Origin of the sequence: Aeromicrobium sp. (assembly GCF_050700635.1) — a bacterium.
In the GTDB taxonomy this organism is placed as follows: Bacteria; Actinomycetota; Actinomycetes; order Propionibacteriales; family Nocardioidaceae; genus Aeromicrobium.
Map to the genome: position 1 here is coordinate 1 of NZ_JBOHDT010000111.1, position 16,231 is coordinate 16,231.

18 protein-coding genes and 1 pseudogene are annotated in these 16,231 nt (G+C 67.7%); 10 read left to right on the forward strand and 9 right to left on the reverse strand.

The window, feature by feature from the left end; translation table 11 throughout:
• From ACRDPN_RS08950 to ACRDPN_RS08960, 3 genes and pseudogenes are all read right to left on the reverse strand, one after another.
• Nucleotides 1-767 (reverse strand): annotated as a pseudogene (locus tag ACRDPN_RS08950) (excinuclease ABC subunit UvrA); the annotation flags it as partial.
• 2 nt (nucleotides 768-769) lie between these two features.
• Complete coding sequence (locus tag ACRDPN_RS08955) at nucleotides 770-1,180, reverse strand: VOC family protein (protein WP_431447098.1); 411 nt, start codon at nucleotides 1,178-1,180, stop codon at nucleotides 770-772.
• Nucleotides 1,181-1,185: 5 nt separating this feature from the next.
• Complete coding sequence (locus ACRDPN_RS08960; RefSeq protein WP_431447099.1) at nucleotides 1,186-1,635, reverse strand: helix-turn-helix transcriptional regulator; 450 nt, start codon at nucleotides 1,633-1,635, stop codon at nucleotides 1,186-1,188.
• Nucleotides 1,636-1,692: 57 nt separating this feature from the next.
• Between ACRDPN_RS08960 and ACRDPN_RS08965 the strand changes: the two genes are divergently transcribed.
• Nucleotides 1,693-2,472, forward strand: coding sequence for a TIGR01458 family HAD-type hydrolase (locus ACRDPN_RS08965; RefSeq protein ID WP_431447100.1), 780 nt, complete (start codon nucleotides 1,693-1,695; stop codon nucleotides 2,470-2,472).
• Between the two features lie 10 nt (nucleotides 2,473-2,482).
• Here the strand turns inward: ACRDPN_RS08965 and ACRDPN_RS08970 are convergent, their stop codons facing one another.
• Nucleotides 2,483-3,322: an alpha/beta hydrolase gene (locus tag ACRDPN_RS08970; protein WP_431447101.1), complete on the reverse strand. Its 840-nt coding sequence runs from the start codon at nucleotides 3,320-3,322 to the stop codon at nucleotides 2,483-2,485.
• 129 nt (nucleotides 3,323-3,451) lie between these two features.
• On the opposite strand from ACRDPN_RS08970, the gene ACRDPN_RS08975 reads away from it, so the two are divergent.
• Both ACRDPN_RS08975 and ACRDPN_RS08980 read left to right on the forward strand, forming a co-directional pair.
• Entirely contained in the window at nucleotides 3,452-3,640 is a 189-nt protein-coding gene (locus ACRDPN_RS08975; RefSeq protein ID WP_431447102.1) for a hypothetical protein, read from the forward strand.
• A 60-nt stretch (nucleotides 3,641-3,700) separates the two neighbouring features.
• The gene (locus ACRDPN_RS08980) at nucleotides 3,701-3,925 is read left to right on the forward strand and encodes a hypothetical protein (protein WP_431447103.1); all 225 of its coding nucleotides are present in this window, start codon (nucleotides 3,701-3,703) and stop codon (nucleotides 3,923-3,925) included.
• Nucleotides 3,926-3,982: 57 nt separating this feature from the next.
• On the opposite strand, the gene ACRDPN_RS08985 is transcribed toward ACRDPN_RS08980, so the two are convergent.
• Together ACRDPN_RS08985 and ACRDPN_RS08990 are read right to left on the reverse strand one after the other, a co-directional pair.
• Nucleotides 3,983-4,435, reverse strand: coding sequence for a PGPGW domain-containing protein (locus ACRDPN_RS08985; protein WP_431447104.1), 453 nt, complete (start codon nucleotides 4,433-4,435; stop codon nucleotides 3,983-3,985).
• Between the two features lie 29 nt (nucleotides 4,436-4,464).
• The gene (locus tag ACRDPN_RS08990) at nucleotides 4,465-5,355 is read right to left on the reverse strand and encodes an alpha/beta hydrolase (protein ID WP_431447105.1); all 891 of its coding nucleotides are present in this window, start codon (nucleotides 5,353-5,355) and stop codon (nucleotides 4,465-4,467) included.
• 189 nt (nucleotides 5,356-5,544) lie between these two features.
• On the opposite strand from ACRDPN_RS08990, the gene ACRDPN_RS08995 reads away from it, so the two are divergent.
• From ACRDPN_RS08995 to ACRDPN_RS09020, 6 genes are all read left to right on the forward strand, one after another.
• Nucleotides 5,545-6,543: a DMT family transporter gene (locus ACRDPN_RS08995; protein WP_431447106.1), complete on the forward strand. Its 999-nt coding sequence runs from the start codon at nucleotides 5,545-5,547 to the stop codon at nucleotides 6,541-6,543.
• A 36-nt stretch (nucleotides 6,544-6,579) separates the two neighbouring features.
• Complete coding sequence (locus ACRDPN_RS09000) at nucleotides 6,580-8,115, forward strand: UDP-N-acetylglucosamine 1-carboxyvinyltransferase (protein ID WP_431447107.1); 1,536 nt, start codon at nucleotides 6,580-6,582, stop codon at nucleotides 8,113-8,115.
• 12 nt (nucleotides 8,116-8,127) lie between these two features.
• Nucleotides 8,128-8,892, forward strand: coding sequence for a glycerophosphodiester phosphodiesterase (locus ACRDPN_RS09005; protein WP_431447108.1), 765 nt, complete (start codon nucleotides 8,128-8,130; stop codon nucleotides 8,890-8,892).
• Between the two features lie 4 nt (nucleotides 8,893-8,896).
• Entirely contained in the window at nucleotides 8,897-10,225 is a 1,329-nt protein-coding gene (locus ACRDPN_RS09010) for an MFS transporter (RefSeq protein WP_431447109.1), read from the forward strand.
• 73 nt (nucleotides 10,226-10,298) lie between these two features.
• On the forward strand, nucleotides 10,299-10,673 hold the full coding sequence (locus ACRDPN_RS09015) for an RNA polymerase-binding protein RbpA (protein WP_431447110.1): 375 nt from the start codon (nucleotides 10,299-10,301) through the stop codon (nucleotides 10,671-10,673).
• A gap of 109 nt (nucleotides 10,674-10,782) precedes the next feature.
• Nucleotides 10,783-11,178 carry a low affinity iron permease family protein gene (locus ACRDPN_RS09020; RefSeq protein WP_431447111.1) on the forward strand — a complete coding sequence of 132 codons (396 nt, stop codon included), beginning with the start codon at nucleotides 10,783-10,785 and terminating at the stop codon, nucleotides 11,176-11,178.
• Here ACRDPN_RS09020 and ACRDPN_RS09025 read toward each other — a convergent pair.
• Genes ACRDPN_RS09025 through ACRDPN_RS09035 form a run of 3 tightly spaced genes read right to left on the reverse strand, consistent with a single transcriptional unit; the run spans nucleotide 11,172 to nucleotide 14,520 of the window.
• Nucleotides 11,172-11,942, reverse strand: a complete 771-nt coding sequence (locus ACRDPN_RS09025; protein WP_431447112.1) for a polyprenol monophosphomannose synthase — start codon at nucleotides 11,940-11,942, stop codon at nucleotides 11,172-11,174. The two genes, ACRDPN_RS09020 and ACRDPN_RS09025, sit on opposite strands and share 7 nt — an antisense overlap.
• Nucleotides 11,942-13,429: an apolipoprotein N-acyltransferase gene (lnt, locus tag ACRDPN_RS09030; protein ID WP_431447113.1), complete on the reverse strand. Its 1,488-nt coding sequence runs from the start codon at nucleotides 13,427-13,429 to the stop codon at nucleotides 11,942-11,944. Before lnt ends, ACRDPN_RS09025 begins: the two co-directional genes overlap by 1 nt.
• Nucleotides 13,430-13,431: 2 nt before the next feature.
• Nucleotides 13,432-14,520 carry a M24 family metallopeptidase gene (locus ACRDPN_RS09035; protein WP_431447114.1) on the reverse strand — a complete coding sequence of 363 codons (1,089 nt, stop codon included), beginning with the start codon at nucleotides 14,518-14,520 and terminating at the stop codon, nucleotides 13,432-13,434.
• Between the two features lie 92 nt (nucleotides 14,521-14,612).
• Here ACRDPN_RS09035 and ACRDPN_RS09040 point away from each other — a divergent pair, with 92 nt between their 5' ends.
• Nucleotides 14,613-16,175 carry a M28 family peptidase gene (locus tag ACRDPN_RS09040; protein WP_431447115.1) on the forward strand — a complete coding sequence of 521 codons (1,563 nt, stop codon included), beginning with the start codon at nucleotides 14,613-14,615 and terminating at the stop codon, nucleotides 16,173-16,175.
• The last annotated feature ends 56 nt before the right edge of the window (nucleotides 16,176-16,231 follow it).

The window sequence follows — 16,231 nt, forward strand, 5'->3', positions numbered from 1 at the left end:
CCCTCGACCTTGATCTTCGTCGGCTCGCCGTACAGCAGCTTGTCGAGCTGCTTCTCGGTGAACTTGCCGATCGGTTTGTCCATCGGCAGTCCGGCGCCGCTGAAGATGCGGCCGTACCAGCCGTCCATGCTGTAGCCGGGGACCGTGAGCGCACCCTCGTTGAGCGACTTGCTGTCGTCGTACAGCTGCGACAGGTCGAAGTCGTTGACCGAGCCCATGCCCTCGCAGCGCGGGCACATGCCGCCCTGGTAGACGGCGTTCCGCACCACGATCCTCTCGCCCTTTCCCCTGTCGACGGTCATCGCCCCGCTCGCCGTACGCGTCGGGACGTTGAACGAGTAGGCGGTCGGAGGCCCGATGTGCGGCTTCCCGAGTCGGCTGAAGAGGATGCGCAGCATCGCGTTGGCGTCGGTGGCCGTGCCGACCGTGGAGCGGGGGTCGGCACCCATCCGCTGCTGGTCGACGATGATCGCGGTCGTCAGCCCGTCGAGCACGTCGACCTCGGGCCGTGCCAGCGTGGGCATGAAGCCCTGCACGAAGGCACTGTAGGTCTCGTTGATCATCCGCTGGGACTCCGCGGCGATCGTGTTGAACACCAGCGAGCTCTTGCCGGAGCCGGAGACGCCGGTGAACGCCGTCAGCCGGCGCTTCGGGATCTCGACGCTGACGTCCTTGAGGTTGTTCTCGCGCGCGCCCTGCACACGGATCATCTCGTGGCTGTCGGCCAGGTGCAGCGACGCCGCCTCCGTGTTCGACTTCGTGGCCATGCTCAGCTGACCTCGAAGATGCGGATCATGTTGCCCGCGGGATCGCGGAAGGCGCAGTCGCGGACGCCCCACGGCTGCTCGGTCGGCTCCTGGACGACCTCGGCGTCGCCGGCCTGCAGCTTCTCGAAGGTGCCGTCGAGGTCGGGGGTGGCGAGGTTGATGCCGGCGTAGGTGCCCTTCGCCATCATCTCCTCGATGACGCGACGTTCGTCGTCGGTGATGCCGGGGTCGGCTGCCGGCGGGTGCAGGACGATGGACGTGTCGGGCTGGCTGTCCGGGCCGACCGTGATCCAGTGCATGCCGCCGTACTCGACGTCGTTGCGGACCTCGAAACCGAGCGTGTCGCGGTAGAAGCTCAGCGAGGCGTCCGCGTCGTGGTGCGGGAGGTAGGTCTGGTGAATGGTGAGGTTCATGGGCGTCACGCTAGCTGTGGCTCGGGGTCGGGCGCTTCTCGATTCCTGATCGGTCTGGTCACCTTCTTGACCACGCACGGAGACATGCCCTCCGTCGCACGTGTCCCCTCACGGCGATAGACGCTGGGCGGCACTCCGACCAGCTCGGTGAAGCGCGTGCTGAATGTGCCCAACGACGAGCAGCCGACTGCGAAACAGACGTCGGTGACGCTGAAGTCGCCAAGGCTCAGCAGCGACATCGCGCGCTCGATACGCCGCGTCATCAGGTAGGAGTACGGCGACTCACCGTAGGCGAGCCGGAACTGACGACTGAGGTGCCCGGCCGACATGTTCGCGCCGCGGGCGAGCTCCTCGACGTCGAGCGGCTGCGCGTACTCCCGGTCCATCCGATCTCGGACACGACGCAGCAGCGCCAGATCGCGCAAGCGGTCCGTCTCGGCAGTTCTGCTGGCCACTTTCGAAATCGTGCCACGTCGCACCGACGTTGCCTAGCGCCGTGTTGTCATGGTGGCGTGCGCGGAGTTCTGCTGGACCTGGACGGTGTCGTCTACGTCGGCGACTCATCGGTGCCCGGCGCCGCCGGTGTCGTCGACTGGCTCGCGCGTGAGGACATTCCGTTCCGCTTCCTCACGAACACCTCGTCCCGGCCGCGGGCCGCGATCGCGGCAAAGCTGTCCTCCATGGGCATCCCCGCGTCCGACGACGACATTCTCACGCCGGCCGTCGCCGCGAGGTCGTGGCTGCAGCACCACTCACCTGGCCGGCCGGCGCTGTTCATCCCAGCAGCCACCGCGTCTGAGTTCGTTGAGCTGGACCCGATGCCCGACGACGCCGAGCAGGGCGCCGGCGCCGTGGTCGTGGGTGACCTGGGCGAGGCGTGGGACTTCGCCACCTTCAACCGCGCGTTCCGGCTGCTGATGGCCGACTCGCGGCCGACGCTGATCGCCCTCGGGCTGACCCGGTACTGGCGCGCCGACGACGGGCTCCGGCTGGATGCAGGCGCGTTCGTCCGGGCCCTGGAGTACGCCGCCGGGACGACAGCCGTGGTCATGGGCAAGCCGGACCGGGCCTTCTACGAGACTGCAGTTGGCAGCCTCGGGCTCGCCGCGGACCACGTGGTGATGGTCGGCGACGACATCCGCACGGACGTCGAGGGTGCCCAGCGCGCCGGGCTGACCGGCGTGCTCGTGCGGACCGGGAAGTTCGCCCCCGCAGACCTGGGCGCGGACGTGTCGCCAGACGCCGTCCTGGCTTCGATCGCCGAGCTGCCGGACTGGTGGACCGGCGACTGACTGGCGACCGTCACCCGACCTCGTCGGCCAGACGGGCCACCGCATCTGCCACGCGCGGCCCGAACATCACGGCGTCGTTGTGGTCGGCGCCTGCGAACACCACCCGCTCCACCAGCGCCGGCGCCTCGTCCGCCACCCGTGCGCTGAGCTCCGTGGGCACGACCGAGTCCCGGTCGCCGTACACGACGGTCAGCGGCACGTCGCTCTCGGCAAGGTGGTCCGTCACGGGGAACCGATCGGTCAGCAGGCGCCGTACCGGCAGCCATGGGTAGTGCCGGGCCCCGACATCCGTGAGCTCGGTGAAGGGCGACCGGAGCACCATCCCGGCGGGTGGGCGGCGCGTCTGCAGAGCCGCCACGACACCGCTGCCCAGCGACTCCCCGAAGTAGATGGTGCGCTCGGGCGGGTAACCCAGGCCCTCCAGTGCGTCAGCGGCGGCCCTCGCATCGCGCGCCAGACCATCTTCGCTCGGGCTGCCCGGGTTGCCGCCATATCCGCGGTAGTCCACCAAGAGCACTGCGAGACCCTCCCGCCGCAGCTCCTCGGCCAAGCCGACGCGGCCGGCTCGGTTGCCGCCGTTTCCGGGCGCGACGAGAACCGCCATCCGCCGGTCGGTCGCACCCGGGCCAGGCGCCGCCGGCACGAACCACGCACCGAGCGCGAGCCCGTCGTCGGTGTGCAGCGTGACATCGCGCCCGCCCTCGATAACGTCGCCGGCCTGCGGCACCGCCGACGCGTCAGGGAAATAGATCAGCTGCCGCTGCAGCCACCACATCATTCCCACCACCAGACCGCCGATCAGCAGAAGGACAACCAGGACACGCCACGTTCGACTTGGGTGCAGCGCCATCGTGGGGATGCTCCTTCGACGCCGGGTCACCGACAGTCTTGCAGCCCTCCTCCTCCCGACCGCCCACTTGTCGAGCTGTCAGGATGCTGAGTTAGGTTAGGCGAACCTAATATCGATTGAGCAGACTCCATGCGCCGCACCACTGCCGCCCTTGCCGCGATCAGCCTGCCACTCGTCTTGACGCTCGCCGGCTGCGGTGACGAACCGTCCAAGGCCACCACCCGGTCGTCGTCGGTGCCGGCCGGAGTGGAGGAGCAGTACTCGACCCTCGCGGCTGAGGTGGCCGAGCGAGGCGGCAAGACCGTCGAAGGCGACTGAACGATCTCCTACATCGTCGAGGCCGCCGAACCGTGGTTCGAGAAGCACGGCGGGCACGTAGTGGGCGCCGACGGCGCGGTCGTCCAGCAGCAGAAGCTGAACTTCTACTACTCCACGTTCTTCCACGACGCGAACAACTTCAGCATTCCCGCGTCCGGCGAGTACGCGCTGCGCGCGACGGTCGGCGCACCGAGCTTCAACCGCCACGGCGACGAGACCGACGGGCCCGCCCTGGCCGATGGCGTGACCGCTGAGTTCGACGGCGTCGAGCTCACCCAGGAGTGAGCGTGGGCTTTTCGTCAACGCGCACTGACGCACGTTGGCCAGGCGTCGCTCCCCCACTCAGTCGATCGAGGTTCCTTCTCCCGTGCGACCGGGATCCCGGAAGTTGTTGAAGCTGTAGACCACCAACGCCAGCGCGACGATGCCGGACAGGATCAGTGTCGTGCCCGTGCCCCACCCGCCCAACAACCACCAGTTTTCGCTCACGGGCCACCAGGACGGAGCCATCGGCCCGATCCACCACACCACGCCGATGGCCACGATGAGCAGGCTCCCGGCAACGGATGCGACGATCCTCGGCCACGTCTCGACTCCCTCGGCGGCTGCCTTCAGGGCGCGTTCCTTGACCGGCTCCAGACGGCGTTCGGCCCACTCGTACTGCTGGGACAACACCGCAAGTCCAGCGAACAGGGCCAGGAGGCCGGGACCGGGAAGGATGAGCGCTGCCAGTCCGCCGACGACGAGCACCCAGCCGAGGATCTCCAGTCCCACTCGCTTGGCATGTCCGCGCACGTGCCCATTAGACACGGTCGACTGAAACGTCAGGCCAGTCTGCGGGCCGTTTCGCGCGCGATCAGGTCGAGCAGCGTCCGAGCCCGTGCACGATCGCCGTCGAGGAAGTAGTGATCGCGACCGGGGACCACCCGGTGCAGCACGTCGACACCGGAAGCGGTGAGTCGCTCGGCATAGTCATCGCCCTCGGCCCGCAGCAGGTCCCACTCGGCCGTGAGCACGACGGCCGGCGGCAGTCCGTGCAAGTCGTCGCTCAGGCCGGGTGACGCATAGGGCTCCGCGCGTCGTGACTCGTCCTTGAAGTACGTGGTCCGCGCGATCCGGAGCGCTGCCGGTCCGATCATCGGGTCCGACACCGTTGACGTCTTGTCGAACGTGGAGACGTCGAGCGACGGCACTCCCAGGACCTGCAGCTTTGGCATCGGCGTGGCCTCGTCGCGTGCTTGGAGGCAGACGGAGGCGGCTAGGTTGCCGCCGGCGCTGAACCCGCCGACTGCGATGCGGGAACCGTCGAGGTCGCCGTCGCCGGCATGCTGCGTGAGCCATCGGACGACGTCGTGGGCCTGATGGTGGGCAATCGGGTACCGGTGCTGCGGCGCGACGTCATAGTCGACGTTGACGACCGCCACCTGGGCCTCTTCGACCATGAACCGGGCGAAGAAGTCGTCCATGCGCGGGAACCGCATCATGAACGCGCCACCGTGGAAGTGCACGTAGATCGGTGGCCGAGCCACGCCGGGCGGACGGTAGACATCACAACGGACTGCGTGGTGACGGGTTGGAATCCGCCAGCTCTCGGGCTCGTCGAACTCCCTGCCATCGAACTCCGGGCCGGTGAAGTAGAGGGCGTCCCCGTATCGTGCCGATCGCTTCGCACCAGCTTGCACCATCAGTGCGGTTGCGTCCGAGAACAGGCCCATGTACCTCATTCGACACCCTCACGGCCCCGGATCGGTGGAGGTGCATCATAGACACGTGAAAATCCCCCGATTTGGCCATGGTGCAGTAGTCATTGAGATGGCCGGGGACACGAATTGGGACCACGTGATGAGGTTCGGAGGCGTCGTCGATGCCCGACGTCCCGGAACGACTCAGACTACGACCGTCGGGTGAGCGACTCCTCCCCCGCGGCGGCAGCCGCAAGCACCAGTAGAGCGATCCGCATCGTCTCCGTCCTCGTGATGCTGGCCACGGGCGGCATCCTCGCGGTCCAGTCCCAGATCAACGGCCAGCTCGCCGACGAGCTCGGCTCCGGGCCACGCGCCGGGATCGCGGCCGCGGTCATCAGCTTCGGCAGCGGACTTGCCGTGCTCGCAGTCATCGTCGTCGCGCTGCCCAGCGCCCGGTCGGGGCTCGGTCGACTCGTCGGTGACCTGCGCGGCGGGCGGTTGCGACCGCACGAGGTGCTGGGCGGGTTGTTCGGTGCTTATCTCGTGGCCACCCAGGGACTCACCGTCGCGACGATCGGCGTGGCTCTGTTCAGTGTCGCCATCACTGCCGGCCAGGCCTCGAGTGGCCTGCTCGTCGACCATTTCGGCATCGGGCCGTCGGGGCACCAGCCGTTCAGCTATCCGCGGGCCGTCGCAGCGGCATTCGCCGTCGCTGCGGTCATTCTGGCGGCCGGCGAGCGGCTGATCGAGTCGTTCTCCGTACAGACCGTGACCTTCGCTTTGCTTCCGCTGCTCGCCGGCATGGGCACGGGCATCCAGCTCGCCCTCAACGGGCGACTCAACGCCATCGGCGGGCCATGGGCGACGACATTCAACAACTTCGCCGTCGGAACAGTGGCGCTCGTGGTCGGCCTCGCGGTGAGCCTGCTGGTGGATGGGCGGCTCGGGGAGCTTCCCGGCACGTGGTGGCTGTACACCGGCGGCGTCATGGGCGTCGCCGTCATCTGGTTTGCGGCCCTGCTCGTCAAGATCCACGGCGTGCTGGTGCTCGGGCTCTGCCTGATCGCCGGGCAGGTCGTCTGCGCAGAACTGATCGAGGTGCTGGGATCTTCGGCGCGCGTGGGTATCGTCGGAGTCGCGGCAGGTGCGCTGACCGTGGTCGGCGTCCTCGTGGCCCTGCTCATCCGCCCGCAGGCACTCAAATCCAAGAACGTGTAGATTTATCTCATATCTGAGATATACAGTGGGGGAACCATGTCAGAACATGACGACTACCTGGCCAGGATCGGCACACTCATCCGCGACGCACGCCAACACAGCGGACTCACGCAGGCCCAGCTCGCCACCGAGCTCAAGACGAGCCAGAGCGCCGTCAACCGCATCGAGAAGGGTCAGCAGAACCTGACCCTCGAGATGCTCGCCCGCATCGGCAGCGCCCTCGACTCCGAGCTGGTGAGCGTCGGCGCCTCCGGCCCGAGCCACCTGCGCGTCAAGGGTGGCACCACCTTGTCCGGCTCCATCGACGTGAAGTCCAGCAAGAACGCCGGCGTCGCGCTGCTGTGCGCCTGCCTGCTCAACGAGGGCACCACCGTGCTGCGCAAAGTCGCGCGCATCGAGGAGGTCAACCGGCTGCTCGAAGTGCTCGAGTCGATCGGCGTCCGCTTCCGCTGGCTCAACGCCGACAATGACCTCGAGCTCGTCGTGCCGTCCAAGCTCGATCTCGCGTCGATGGATGCCGAGGCGGCGCGCCGCACCCGCAGCATCATCATGTTCCTCGGCCCGCTGATGCACCGCGTCGACAATTTCGAGCTGCCCTACGCCGGCGGTTGCGACCTCGGCACGCGCACCGTCGAGCCGCACATGACGGCACTTCGGCCGTTCGGCCTCAAGGTCATCGCCACCGAGGGCAGCTACCACGCCCAGGCGGCCAAAGGCGTCGGCCCGGAGCGGCCCATCGTGCTCACCGAACGCGGCGACACCGTCACCGAGAACGCGCTCCTGGCAGCTGCGCGCCACGACGGAATCACGGTCATTCGCAACGCCAGCCCCAACTACATGGTCCAGGACCTCTGCTTCTTCCTGCAGGAGCTCGGCGTAGAGATCGAGGGCATCGGCACCACCACCCTGCGCGTGACCGGGCGGGCCGTGATCAACACGAACGTCGAGTACGCGCCCAGCGAGGACCCGATCGAGGCCATGAGCCTCATCGCGGCCGCCATCGTCACGCAGTCGAGCATCACGGTCCGGCGGGTGCCGATCGAGTTCATGGAGATCGAGCTCGCGCTGCTCGAGGAGATGGGCTTCCACTACGACCGCAGCGAGGAGTATCCAGCCGAGAACGGCCACACCCGCCTCGTCAACATCACCACGCACCCGTCGGCGCTCAAGGCACCGATCGACAAGATCCACCCCATGCCGTTCCCCGGGCTGAACATCGACAACCTGCCGTTCTTCGCCGTCATCGCCGCCACGGCCGAGGGCCAGACGATGCTCCACGACTGGGTGTACGAGAACCGCGCCATCTACCTCACCGAGCTGAACAAGCTGGGCGCCCAGGTCACTCTCCTCGACCCCCACCGTGTGCTCATCGAGGGCCCCACCCACTGGAGCAGCACCGAGCTCGTCTGTCCGCCGGCACTCCGTCCGGCCGTCGTCGTGCTGTTGGCGATGCTCGCCGCCAAGGGCACGTCCGTGCTGCGCAGCGTCTACGTCATCCATCGGGGCTACGAGGACCTCGCGATCCGTCTCAACGCCCTCGGCGCCGAGATCGAGACGTTCCGCGACATCTGAGCCACCGAGCCTGTGGCCTTCCTCGACACCCCCGCTCCCCTGGCCTTCGCCCATCGGGGCGGAGCCCTGCTGGCCGCCAACGACGGCATCGAAAACACCCTTGCGGCCTTCCAGAACGCCGTCGACCTGGGCTACCGCTACCTCGAGACCGATGTGCACAGCTCCCGCGACGGCGTCGTCTACGCGTTCCATGACATCGAGCTGACGCGCATGACCGGCACTGTGTCGGCCTTCCGCGACCTCGACTCCGAGGCGATCGACGCGATTCGCGTCGGCGGACGCGAACCGATTCCCCGACTCTCCGAGCTGCTGGAGACGTTTCCCGAGGCCCGGTTCAACATCGACGCCAAGGCGGACGACGCCGTCGACCCGATGCTCGACGTGCTGCGCAAGGCCGATGCCCTCGACCGAGTGTGCCTGGCCTCGTTCTCTGAATCACGCCTCCTGCGGATGCGGGCGGGCGCACCGACCACACCGACCTGCCTCTCCCCCGGCGAGATCGCTCGGCTGCGGTTGGCGCCGCGCCGCAGCTGGCAAGCTCGTGGTGTGCGACGCGGCGGCGCGTGCCTGCAGGTGCCGTCCCGGCACGGGAGCCTCACGCTGGTCACGCCCGGATTCGTCCGTCGGGCCCATGATCTCGGCCTGCCCGTCCACGTCTGGACCGTCGATGACCCTGACGAGATGCGATATTTGCTCGACATCGGCGTCGACGGCCTGATGTCCGATCGTGTGGACGTTCTCCGCGATGTGCTGCTCGAACGTGATCAATGGAGGTGACGCCGTGAGCGAGAGCGCAGCGGTCGCACGACGCACCGAGAAGCGGCAGGTCCTGGCCTGGAGCCTGTGGGACTGGGGCTCGGCCGCCTTCAACGCGGTGATCCTCACGTTTGTGTTCTCGGTCTACCTCACCGATGCCGTCGGAGACGACCTCCCCGGACGCGTCTCGGCCAGCTCGTGGCTCGGCTGGTCGCTCGGGATCGGCGGTCTCGTCGTCGCCGTCCTCGCACCGATCACCGGCCAGCGCGGTGACGCGGCCGGTCACCGCCGCCGCTCGCTCGGCCTGCTCACCCTCGCCGTCGTCACCTGCAGTGCCCTGATGTTCCTGGTGAAGGACGACTACCACTACCTGTGGCTCGGACTGGTGCTGCTCGCTCTCGGCTCGGTGCTGTTCGAGCTCGCGCAGGTTCCGTACTTCGCGATGATTCGGCAGGTCTCGACACCCGACACGATCGGCCGCGTCTCCGGGGTCGGTTGGGCCTTCGGTTACCTGGGCGGCATCATCCTGCTGCTGCTCTGCTATTACGGGTTCGTCGTCGGCGAGGGCGACACCCGCGGGTTCCTCGGCCTGTCCACCGCGGACGGCCTCAACATCCGTCTCATCGCCCTTCTCGCGGCCGCCTGGTTCCTCGTGTTCGCCCTCCCGGTGCTGTTCATGGTGCCGGAGCTGCCTGCGTCGGCCAGCCCTACAACGGCTTCGGCGGGATTCTTCGAGTCCTACCGCATCCTCTTCGCCGACGTCCGCGAGCTGTGGCGCACGGATCGCTCGACGGTCGTCTACCTGATGGCGAGCGCCCTCTATCGCGACGGACTCGCCGGGATCTTCACGTTCGGAGCGGTCCTGGCCGTGTCGGTCTACGGAATCGCCGAGGACGACGTGCTGATCTTCGGCGTCGCCGCCAACGTCACCGCTGCGGCTGGAGCTCTCCTCGCCGGGCGTCTCGACGACTCCCTCGGCCCGCGGTTCGTCATCGTGTTCTCACTCGTGTCGATGCTGGTGACAGCGGTGGCGCTCCTGTTCGTCGACGGACCTGCGGCGTTCTGGGTGTTCGGGCTCATCCTGACCCTGTTCGTCGGACCGGCCCAGTCGGCCTCGCGAACGTTCCTCGCGCGCCTCACGCCGGTCGGCAAGGAGGGCCAGCACTTCGGCCTCTACGCCATGACCGGACGCGCGGTCTCGTTCCTCGCACCGACCCTGTTCGGCTTCTTCGCCTTCATCACCGGCAGCGACAAGGCCGGCATCATCGGCATCATGCTCGTGCTTGCCGCGGGTCTCGTGGTCCTGCTGCGGGTGCCCGCCCAAATCGACGACAAGGCGCGCCTCCCGGCCTGATTCCTGTTCAGGGGAATCTCAAGGAGATGCCGTACGTTGAAGGAAGCAAGGCTCAAAGAAAGGGGGGAACCCAATGGCTGAACGCGCACTACGCGGCGCACGACTCGGGGCGCAGAGCTTCGAGGACGAGCGTGGCGTCGAGATGGCTCCCCGCCAGGAGATCGAGTTCGTCTGCGCTGATGGGCACACGTTCACGGTCACCATGGCCGACGAGGCCGAAATTCCCGACGAGTGGGAGGACCCGAAGACGGGTCAGCTCGGTCGTCGTGTTGACGGTGGCGAGCCGGTTGCGAAAAACGAGAAGCCCGTACGCACGCACTGGGACATGCTCCTGGAGCGTCGTTCGGAGTCCGAGCTGGAGGAGATCCTCACCGAACGCCTCGAGCTCCTGCGAACCGGTCAGATCGGTCCGCCGCATCTGCACCGTCGCAGGAAGAAGACCGCCTGAGTCAAGCACCAGGCGTGTACGTACGTACCTCGACCCCGGCTGGCGCCGGGGTCGAGCTGCGTCAGGGGCGATCGCCTCGCCGTGAACCAGGGGTCGCTAGAGTCGACTGGTGGCGCGAACCGAGGCGGCTGACGACCGCGAGAAGTCCGACGGGCGCAACCCGTTCGAGAGATTCGTCGAGGCGTCCTACCAGCGCGTGAGTCGGGCCCCGTTCTTCATCGTCTGCCTGTTCATCGTGATCGCCTGGCTGGTCAGCATGCCGTGGTGGCCCGATATCAAGTCATGGCAGGTCGCCATCCACACAGTCGCGAGCGTGCTCTCGCTGCTCCTGCTCGTCCTCCTGGAGAACGCGTCCCGGCGATCCACGGAGTCGGCGCAGGAGAAGATGAATGTCATCGCTGAGGGCTTGGCGGCCCTGATGGAATCCCGGGCCGACCAGGACCCGGAGCTCGACGAGGCGGTCCACAAGCTACGCGACGCCGTGGGGCTCGAAGAGCGTCACTGAGGTAGCAGGTTGGATCCCTGGGTCTCCAGAGTCTTCTCCATGCGGCGGCGATGGCCGGGCACGAGCCGGGCAAAGCCCCACACCGTGACCCGCCACAACGCCTCGCGCACGATGTGACCGCTCATCTTGGAGCGCCCGCGCTCGCGCTCGACGAACGTGACCGGCACCTCGACGATGCTCATACCGGCAGCGCGCACACGCCGGGTCATGTCGATCTGGAAGCAGTAGCCCTGGGAGGCCACGCCGGCGATGTCGAGCCGGTTGAGAGTGTGCCGTGCGTAGACCCTGTAGCCGGCCGTGCTGTCGTGCACCGGCAGACCGAGCATGATGCGGGCGTACATCGTGCCGGCCCGCGAGATGAACCGTCGATACCAGGGCCAGTTGACGACTGAGCCGCCCTCGATCCACCGCGAGCCGATCACCAGATCTGCGCCTGCGGAGGCGGCGTCGAGGAGCCGTCCGAGCTCCTCCGGCAGGTGCGAACCATCGGCGTCCATCTCGACGAAGTGGTCGTACTCGCGTACGAGGCCCCAGGCGAAGCCGGCGCGGTAGGCAGCACCCAGACCCAGCTTGGCGTGTCGATGCATCACGTGGACGCGTTTGTCGGCAGCGGCGAGCTCGTCGGCGATCCGTCCGGTCCCGTCGGGTGAAGCGTCATCGACCACGAGGACGTCGACCTCCGGCTGGCTCGCATGAAGACGTGCCAAGACGAGGGCGAGATTCTCTGCCTCGTCGTAGGTCGGCACGACCACGAGCGTGCGCATCAGCGGACTCCCTTCGCGCGGCGAAAGCCGCCCCACCATCCCACCACACCGAGGGTTCCCAGGAGCAGCTCCAGCCAGCCGCTGATGCGCAGCGCCGGCGTCGAACCACCGGCCAGCGGCACGTCCGCAGAAAGGGTGGCGGGCTCGTGGAGAGGTGCCCGGGCCACCTCACGTCCGGAGGCGTCGGCGATGCCACTGATGCCGTTGGTGGACGGCACCAGGACCCATCGACCGGTCTCGATGGCGCGCAGACGCGAGATGTTCCATTGCTGGTCCGGCTGGGCCGTGCCGGTGAAGCTGGCGTTGCTCGTCTGCACGACGAGCATCTGCGCACCGGCGTTGACGGTCTCCCTGACGATGCCGTCGTAGGCGATGTCCCAGCAGATGGTGTCGCCGACGGTGAAGTCACCGATCCGAAGCGCTCCGTCACCCTTGCCGGGGAGCATGTCGCGCGGGATGTCGCGGTCGAATCGCGGCACGATGCCGCCCAGGGCGCGACGGAAGGGGACGTATTCGCCGTACGGCACGAGCATGCGCTTGACGTACCGCTCCCCCGGGCCGTCCTCCTCCCAGACGACGCCGGCGTTGTAGGCGGTGTCGACGGTCGGGCCGTCGAATATCCCTCCCACGAGGATCGGGGCTCCCAGCTCGGCCACCAGGGACTCGATGCCGTCGCGAACTCGCGCGTCGTGGAACGGATCGACGTCCGTAGCATTCTCGGGCCACAGCAAGGCGTCGGGCTGTGGCACCTCGCCCTGCTGGATCCGATCGACGAGACGTTCGGTCTCCCGGACGTGCAGGTCGAAGATCTCGCCCCGCTCCCAGGTGAGGAACACGCCGGGAACGTCACCCTGCACCAGGGCGACCTGACGCGTCCCGGCCGGGCCGGCGACACCAGTGGGCAGCAGCGTTCCGAGCACAGCGAGCGCCGCCACGACGCCCACCGAGAGAACGCGAGCCCGCCATGTGTGCGCGGTGGCTAGCGCCAGCAGCATGGCGGCGACGAGGAACAGCACGGCCGTTGTCCCCGGCATTCCGAGCAGTCGGGCGTAGGAGGCGAACGGGGTGTCGATGGCCGTGTGGGCAAGCCGCCCCCATGGAAAGCCGCTGAACGGGATGCTGCCGCGGGCCGACTCGCCCAGCACCCACACGGCCGCACCCCACAGCGGCCACCACGGCAGCCGCACGGCGGCGCGGAGAGCGAGCATGATGACGGCGAAGAACACCGTCTCGGCGAGCACGAGACCGACGTACGCGCCGTTGCTCACCGCATTCATCCACCAGATGAGCGGGCCCATGAAGGCCAGGCCGAAGATCGCGCCGGTGGCCAGCACCACCCGCTTGCGGGCATCCGCGAGCCGTCGGGCGACGAAAGTGAGACCGGCGACTCCGACCACCATCGCGTACGGCACAGCGACCGGGTCGAACCCCAGGGAGCAGACGACGCCGCACAGCAGCGCGAGCGGCCATGCGACGCGGGCGGGCACGGTCAAGCCTGCAGGACGACGAGCTCGCGCGGGGTGTTGTTCAGGACCTCGAGACCGTCGGACGTGCACACAGCGATGTCCTCGATGCGGGCGCCGTAGCGTCCGTCGACGTAGAAGCCCGGCTCGATGGAGAACGCCATGCCCGGCTCCAGCACCAACGTGTTGCCGGCGACGATGTAGGGCTCCTCGTGGGTCTCCTGTCCGATGCCGTGGCCGGTGCGGTGGATGAACAGGTCGCCGTACCCCGCGTCAGCGAGGATCTGGCGTCCGACGGCGTCGACGGACTCGGCCGTGACACCAGGACGTGCGTGCTCACGCTGGGCCTGCTGTGCGGCAGCCAGGGCGGCATAGCCCTCCTCGTAGCCCTGCGGGGCAGGTCCGCCGACCAGGTAGTTGCGGGTGGAGTCGGAGCAGTAACCGGCCGGCGTGGTGCCGCCGATGTCGACGACGACCGGGTCACCCGGCTCGATCACCCGGTCGGAGAGCTCGTGGTGCGGGGAGGCTCCGTTCGGGCCGGATCCGACGATCACGAAGTCGACGGTCTCGTGCCCCTCGTCGATGATCGCGCGGCCGATGTCGGCGCCGACCTGACGTTCGGTGCGCCCGGGTCGGAGCCACTCCCCCATACGCGAGTGCACCCGGTCGATGGCGGCTCCGGCCACGCGCAGCGCATCGATCTCGGCCGGCTCCTTGCGCATCCGCAGTTCTTGGATGATCGGTCCGGCGAGCGACAACTGGGTCGACGGAAGCGCGTACTGCAGCGCGAAGACCCGCTCAGCCCACATGTGGTCGTCGACGCCGATCGTGTTCGCTGTCCCCACGAGGCCGGCCACGAGCGCGAACGGATCGTCGGTCTCGTTCCAGGTGGCGATGTCGAGCTCGACGCCGGAAGCGACGGCGGCCGGTCGCTCCAGCGCCGGCACCACAAGAGTCGGATCGCCATCGGCGGGCAGGACGAGACAGGTGAGTCGCTCCAAGGGAAGGGCGTGATATCCGGTCAGATACCGAAGGTTGGCACCCGGGGTGATCAGCAAGGCGTCGATGCCCTGCTCGGCGGCTAGATGCTGGGCACGGTTCATTCTCGACGTCACGGAGAGAGCCTACCCACGACCCCAGTAGCGACATTGGTCCTCTCATCGCCTAGTGTGACGCGAACCACACTCAGGATCGGGGGGTCCCTCAAATGCGTAGAGCCATAGCCGCAACCGCGGCTGTCATCCTCACCGGCGCACTCATCGCCACCGCACCCGCCCAAGCGCGAAACCAAAGCGCCGCTGGGCCCGACGACGTCGACACCACCTCGTTGACGAATGCCGTCAAGGTGAAGGGCATCATGGCCCATCAGCAGCAGTTCCAGAAGATCGCCAACGCGAACGACGGCACCCGTGCCTCGGGCACGCCGGGCTACGACGCTTCCGCCGACTATGTCGCGCGCAAGCTGCGCGAGGCCGGCTACGACGTCACTCGCCAGACGTTCACGTTCCCGTTCTTCCGGGAGCTCTCGCCAACCACGCTGACTCAGCTCACGCCGACGCAGCAGGAGCTCGAGACCGCGATCTTCACGTATTCCGGGAGCGGCGACGTCTCCGGCTCGGTCGTGCCGACCAACGATCTCGTCATCCCGGCCACACCTGCTCCGAGCAGCACTTCCGGATGCCAGGCGAGTGACTTCGATGCGGCCCCGGCCGAACCGTCGATCGCCCTGATCCAGCGCGGCAGCTGCACGTTCGAGGCCAAGGTCGACAACGCCAAGGCAGCCGGTTACGACGCGGCCATCATCTTCAACGAGGGCAACCCCGGACGCACCGATCTCGCCATCGGCACGCTCGGTGTCCCGAAGGACATCCCGGTCGTGGGTCTCTCGTATGCCGATGCCGTCGCCCTCAACGAGGACATCGTGGCAGGCGGCGCCACTGCGCACGTCACCACCGACGTGGAAGTCGACCTGGAGCGTGAGACGGAGAACGTCATCGCCGACCTTCCGAGCAACTCGAAGACGACGAACCCCGACCAGACCGTCGTCGTCGGAGCCCACCTCGACAGCGTCGTCGAGGGAGCCGGCATCAACGACAACGGTTCCGGCTCGTCCACAATTCTCGAGACCGCCGAGCAGATGTCCGAGCTGAGGCTGAACAAGAATCTGGAACGCCCCGTGCGCTTCGCCTTCTGGGGTGCTGAGGAGTCCGGTCTCCTGGGTTCGGAGCACTACGTCGCCAACCTGTCCGAGGCTGAGCTTGCTGACATCTACGCCAACCTGAACTACGACATGCTGGGCTCGCCCAACTACGTCCGGTTCGTGTACGACGGCGACGGGTCGGACACCTCCCCGGCCGGTCCGCCCGGGTCGGGTGAGATCGAGAAGATCTTCACTGACCACTTCGACTCGAAGGGCCTTGCATCGGATCCGACCGAGTTCAGCGGGCGTTCCGACTACGGACCGTTCATCGCGGTGGGTATTCCGGCTGGCGGGCTGTTCAGCGGCGCGGAGGGCGTCAAGACCGCGGAGCAGGCGGCAACCTATGGTGGCACGGCCGGAGCAGCTTATGACCCCTGCTACCACCAGGCCTGCGACGACATCACCAACCTCAATTCGGATGCGTTGCACGAGCTCGGCGATGCCGCGGCTCACGCGACCGGCGTGATGACGATGTCGAAGGCGGGGCTGTTCACGGATGGCAGCCGTACGCCGCAGCGCACGACGGCGAAGCAGGGCAGCGGAGAGGCTCACGGCCACCCGGCTCGCTGACGGCGTTAGCCCTAGGATCGGCGTCGGCACCCCTCGGGGTGTCGGCGTCGATCCAC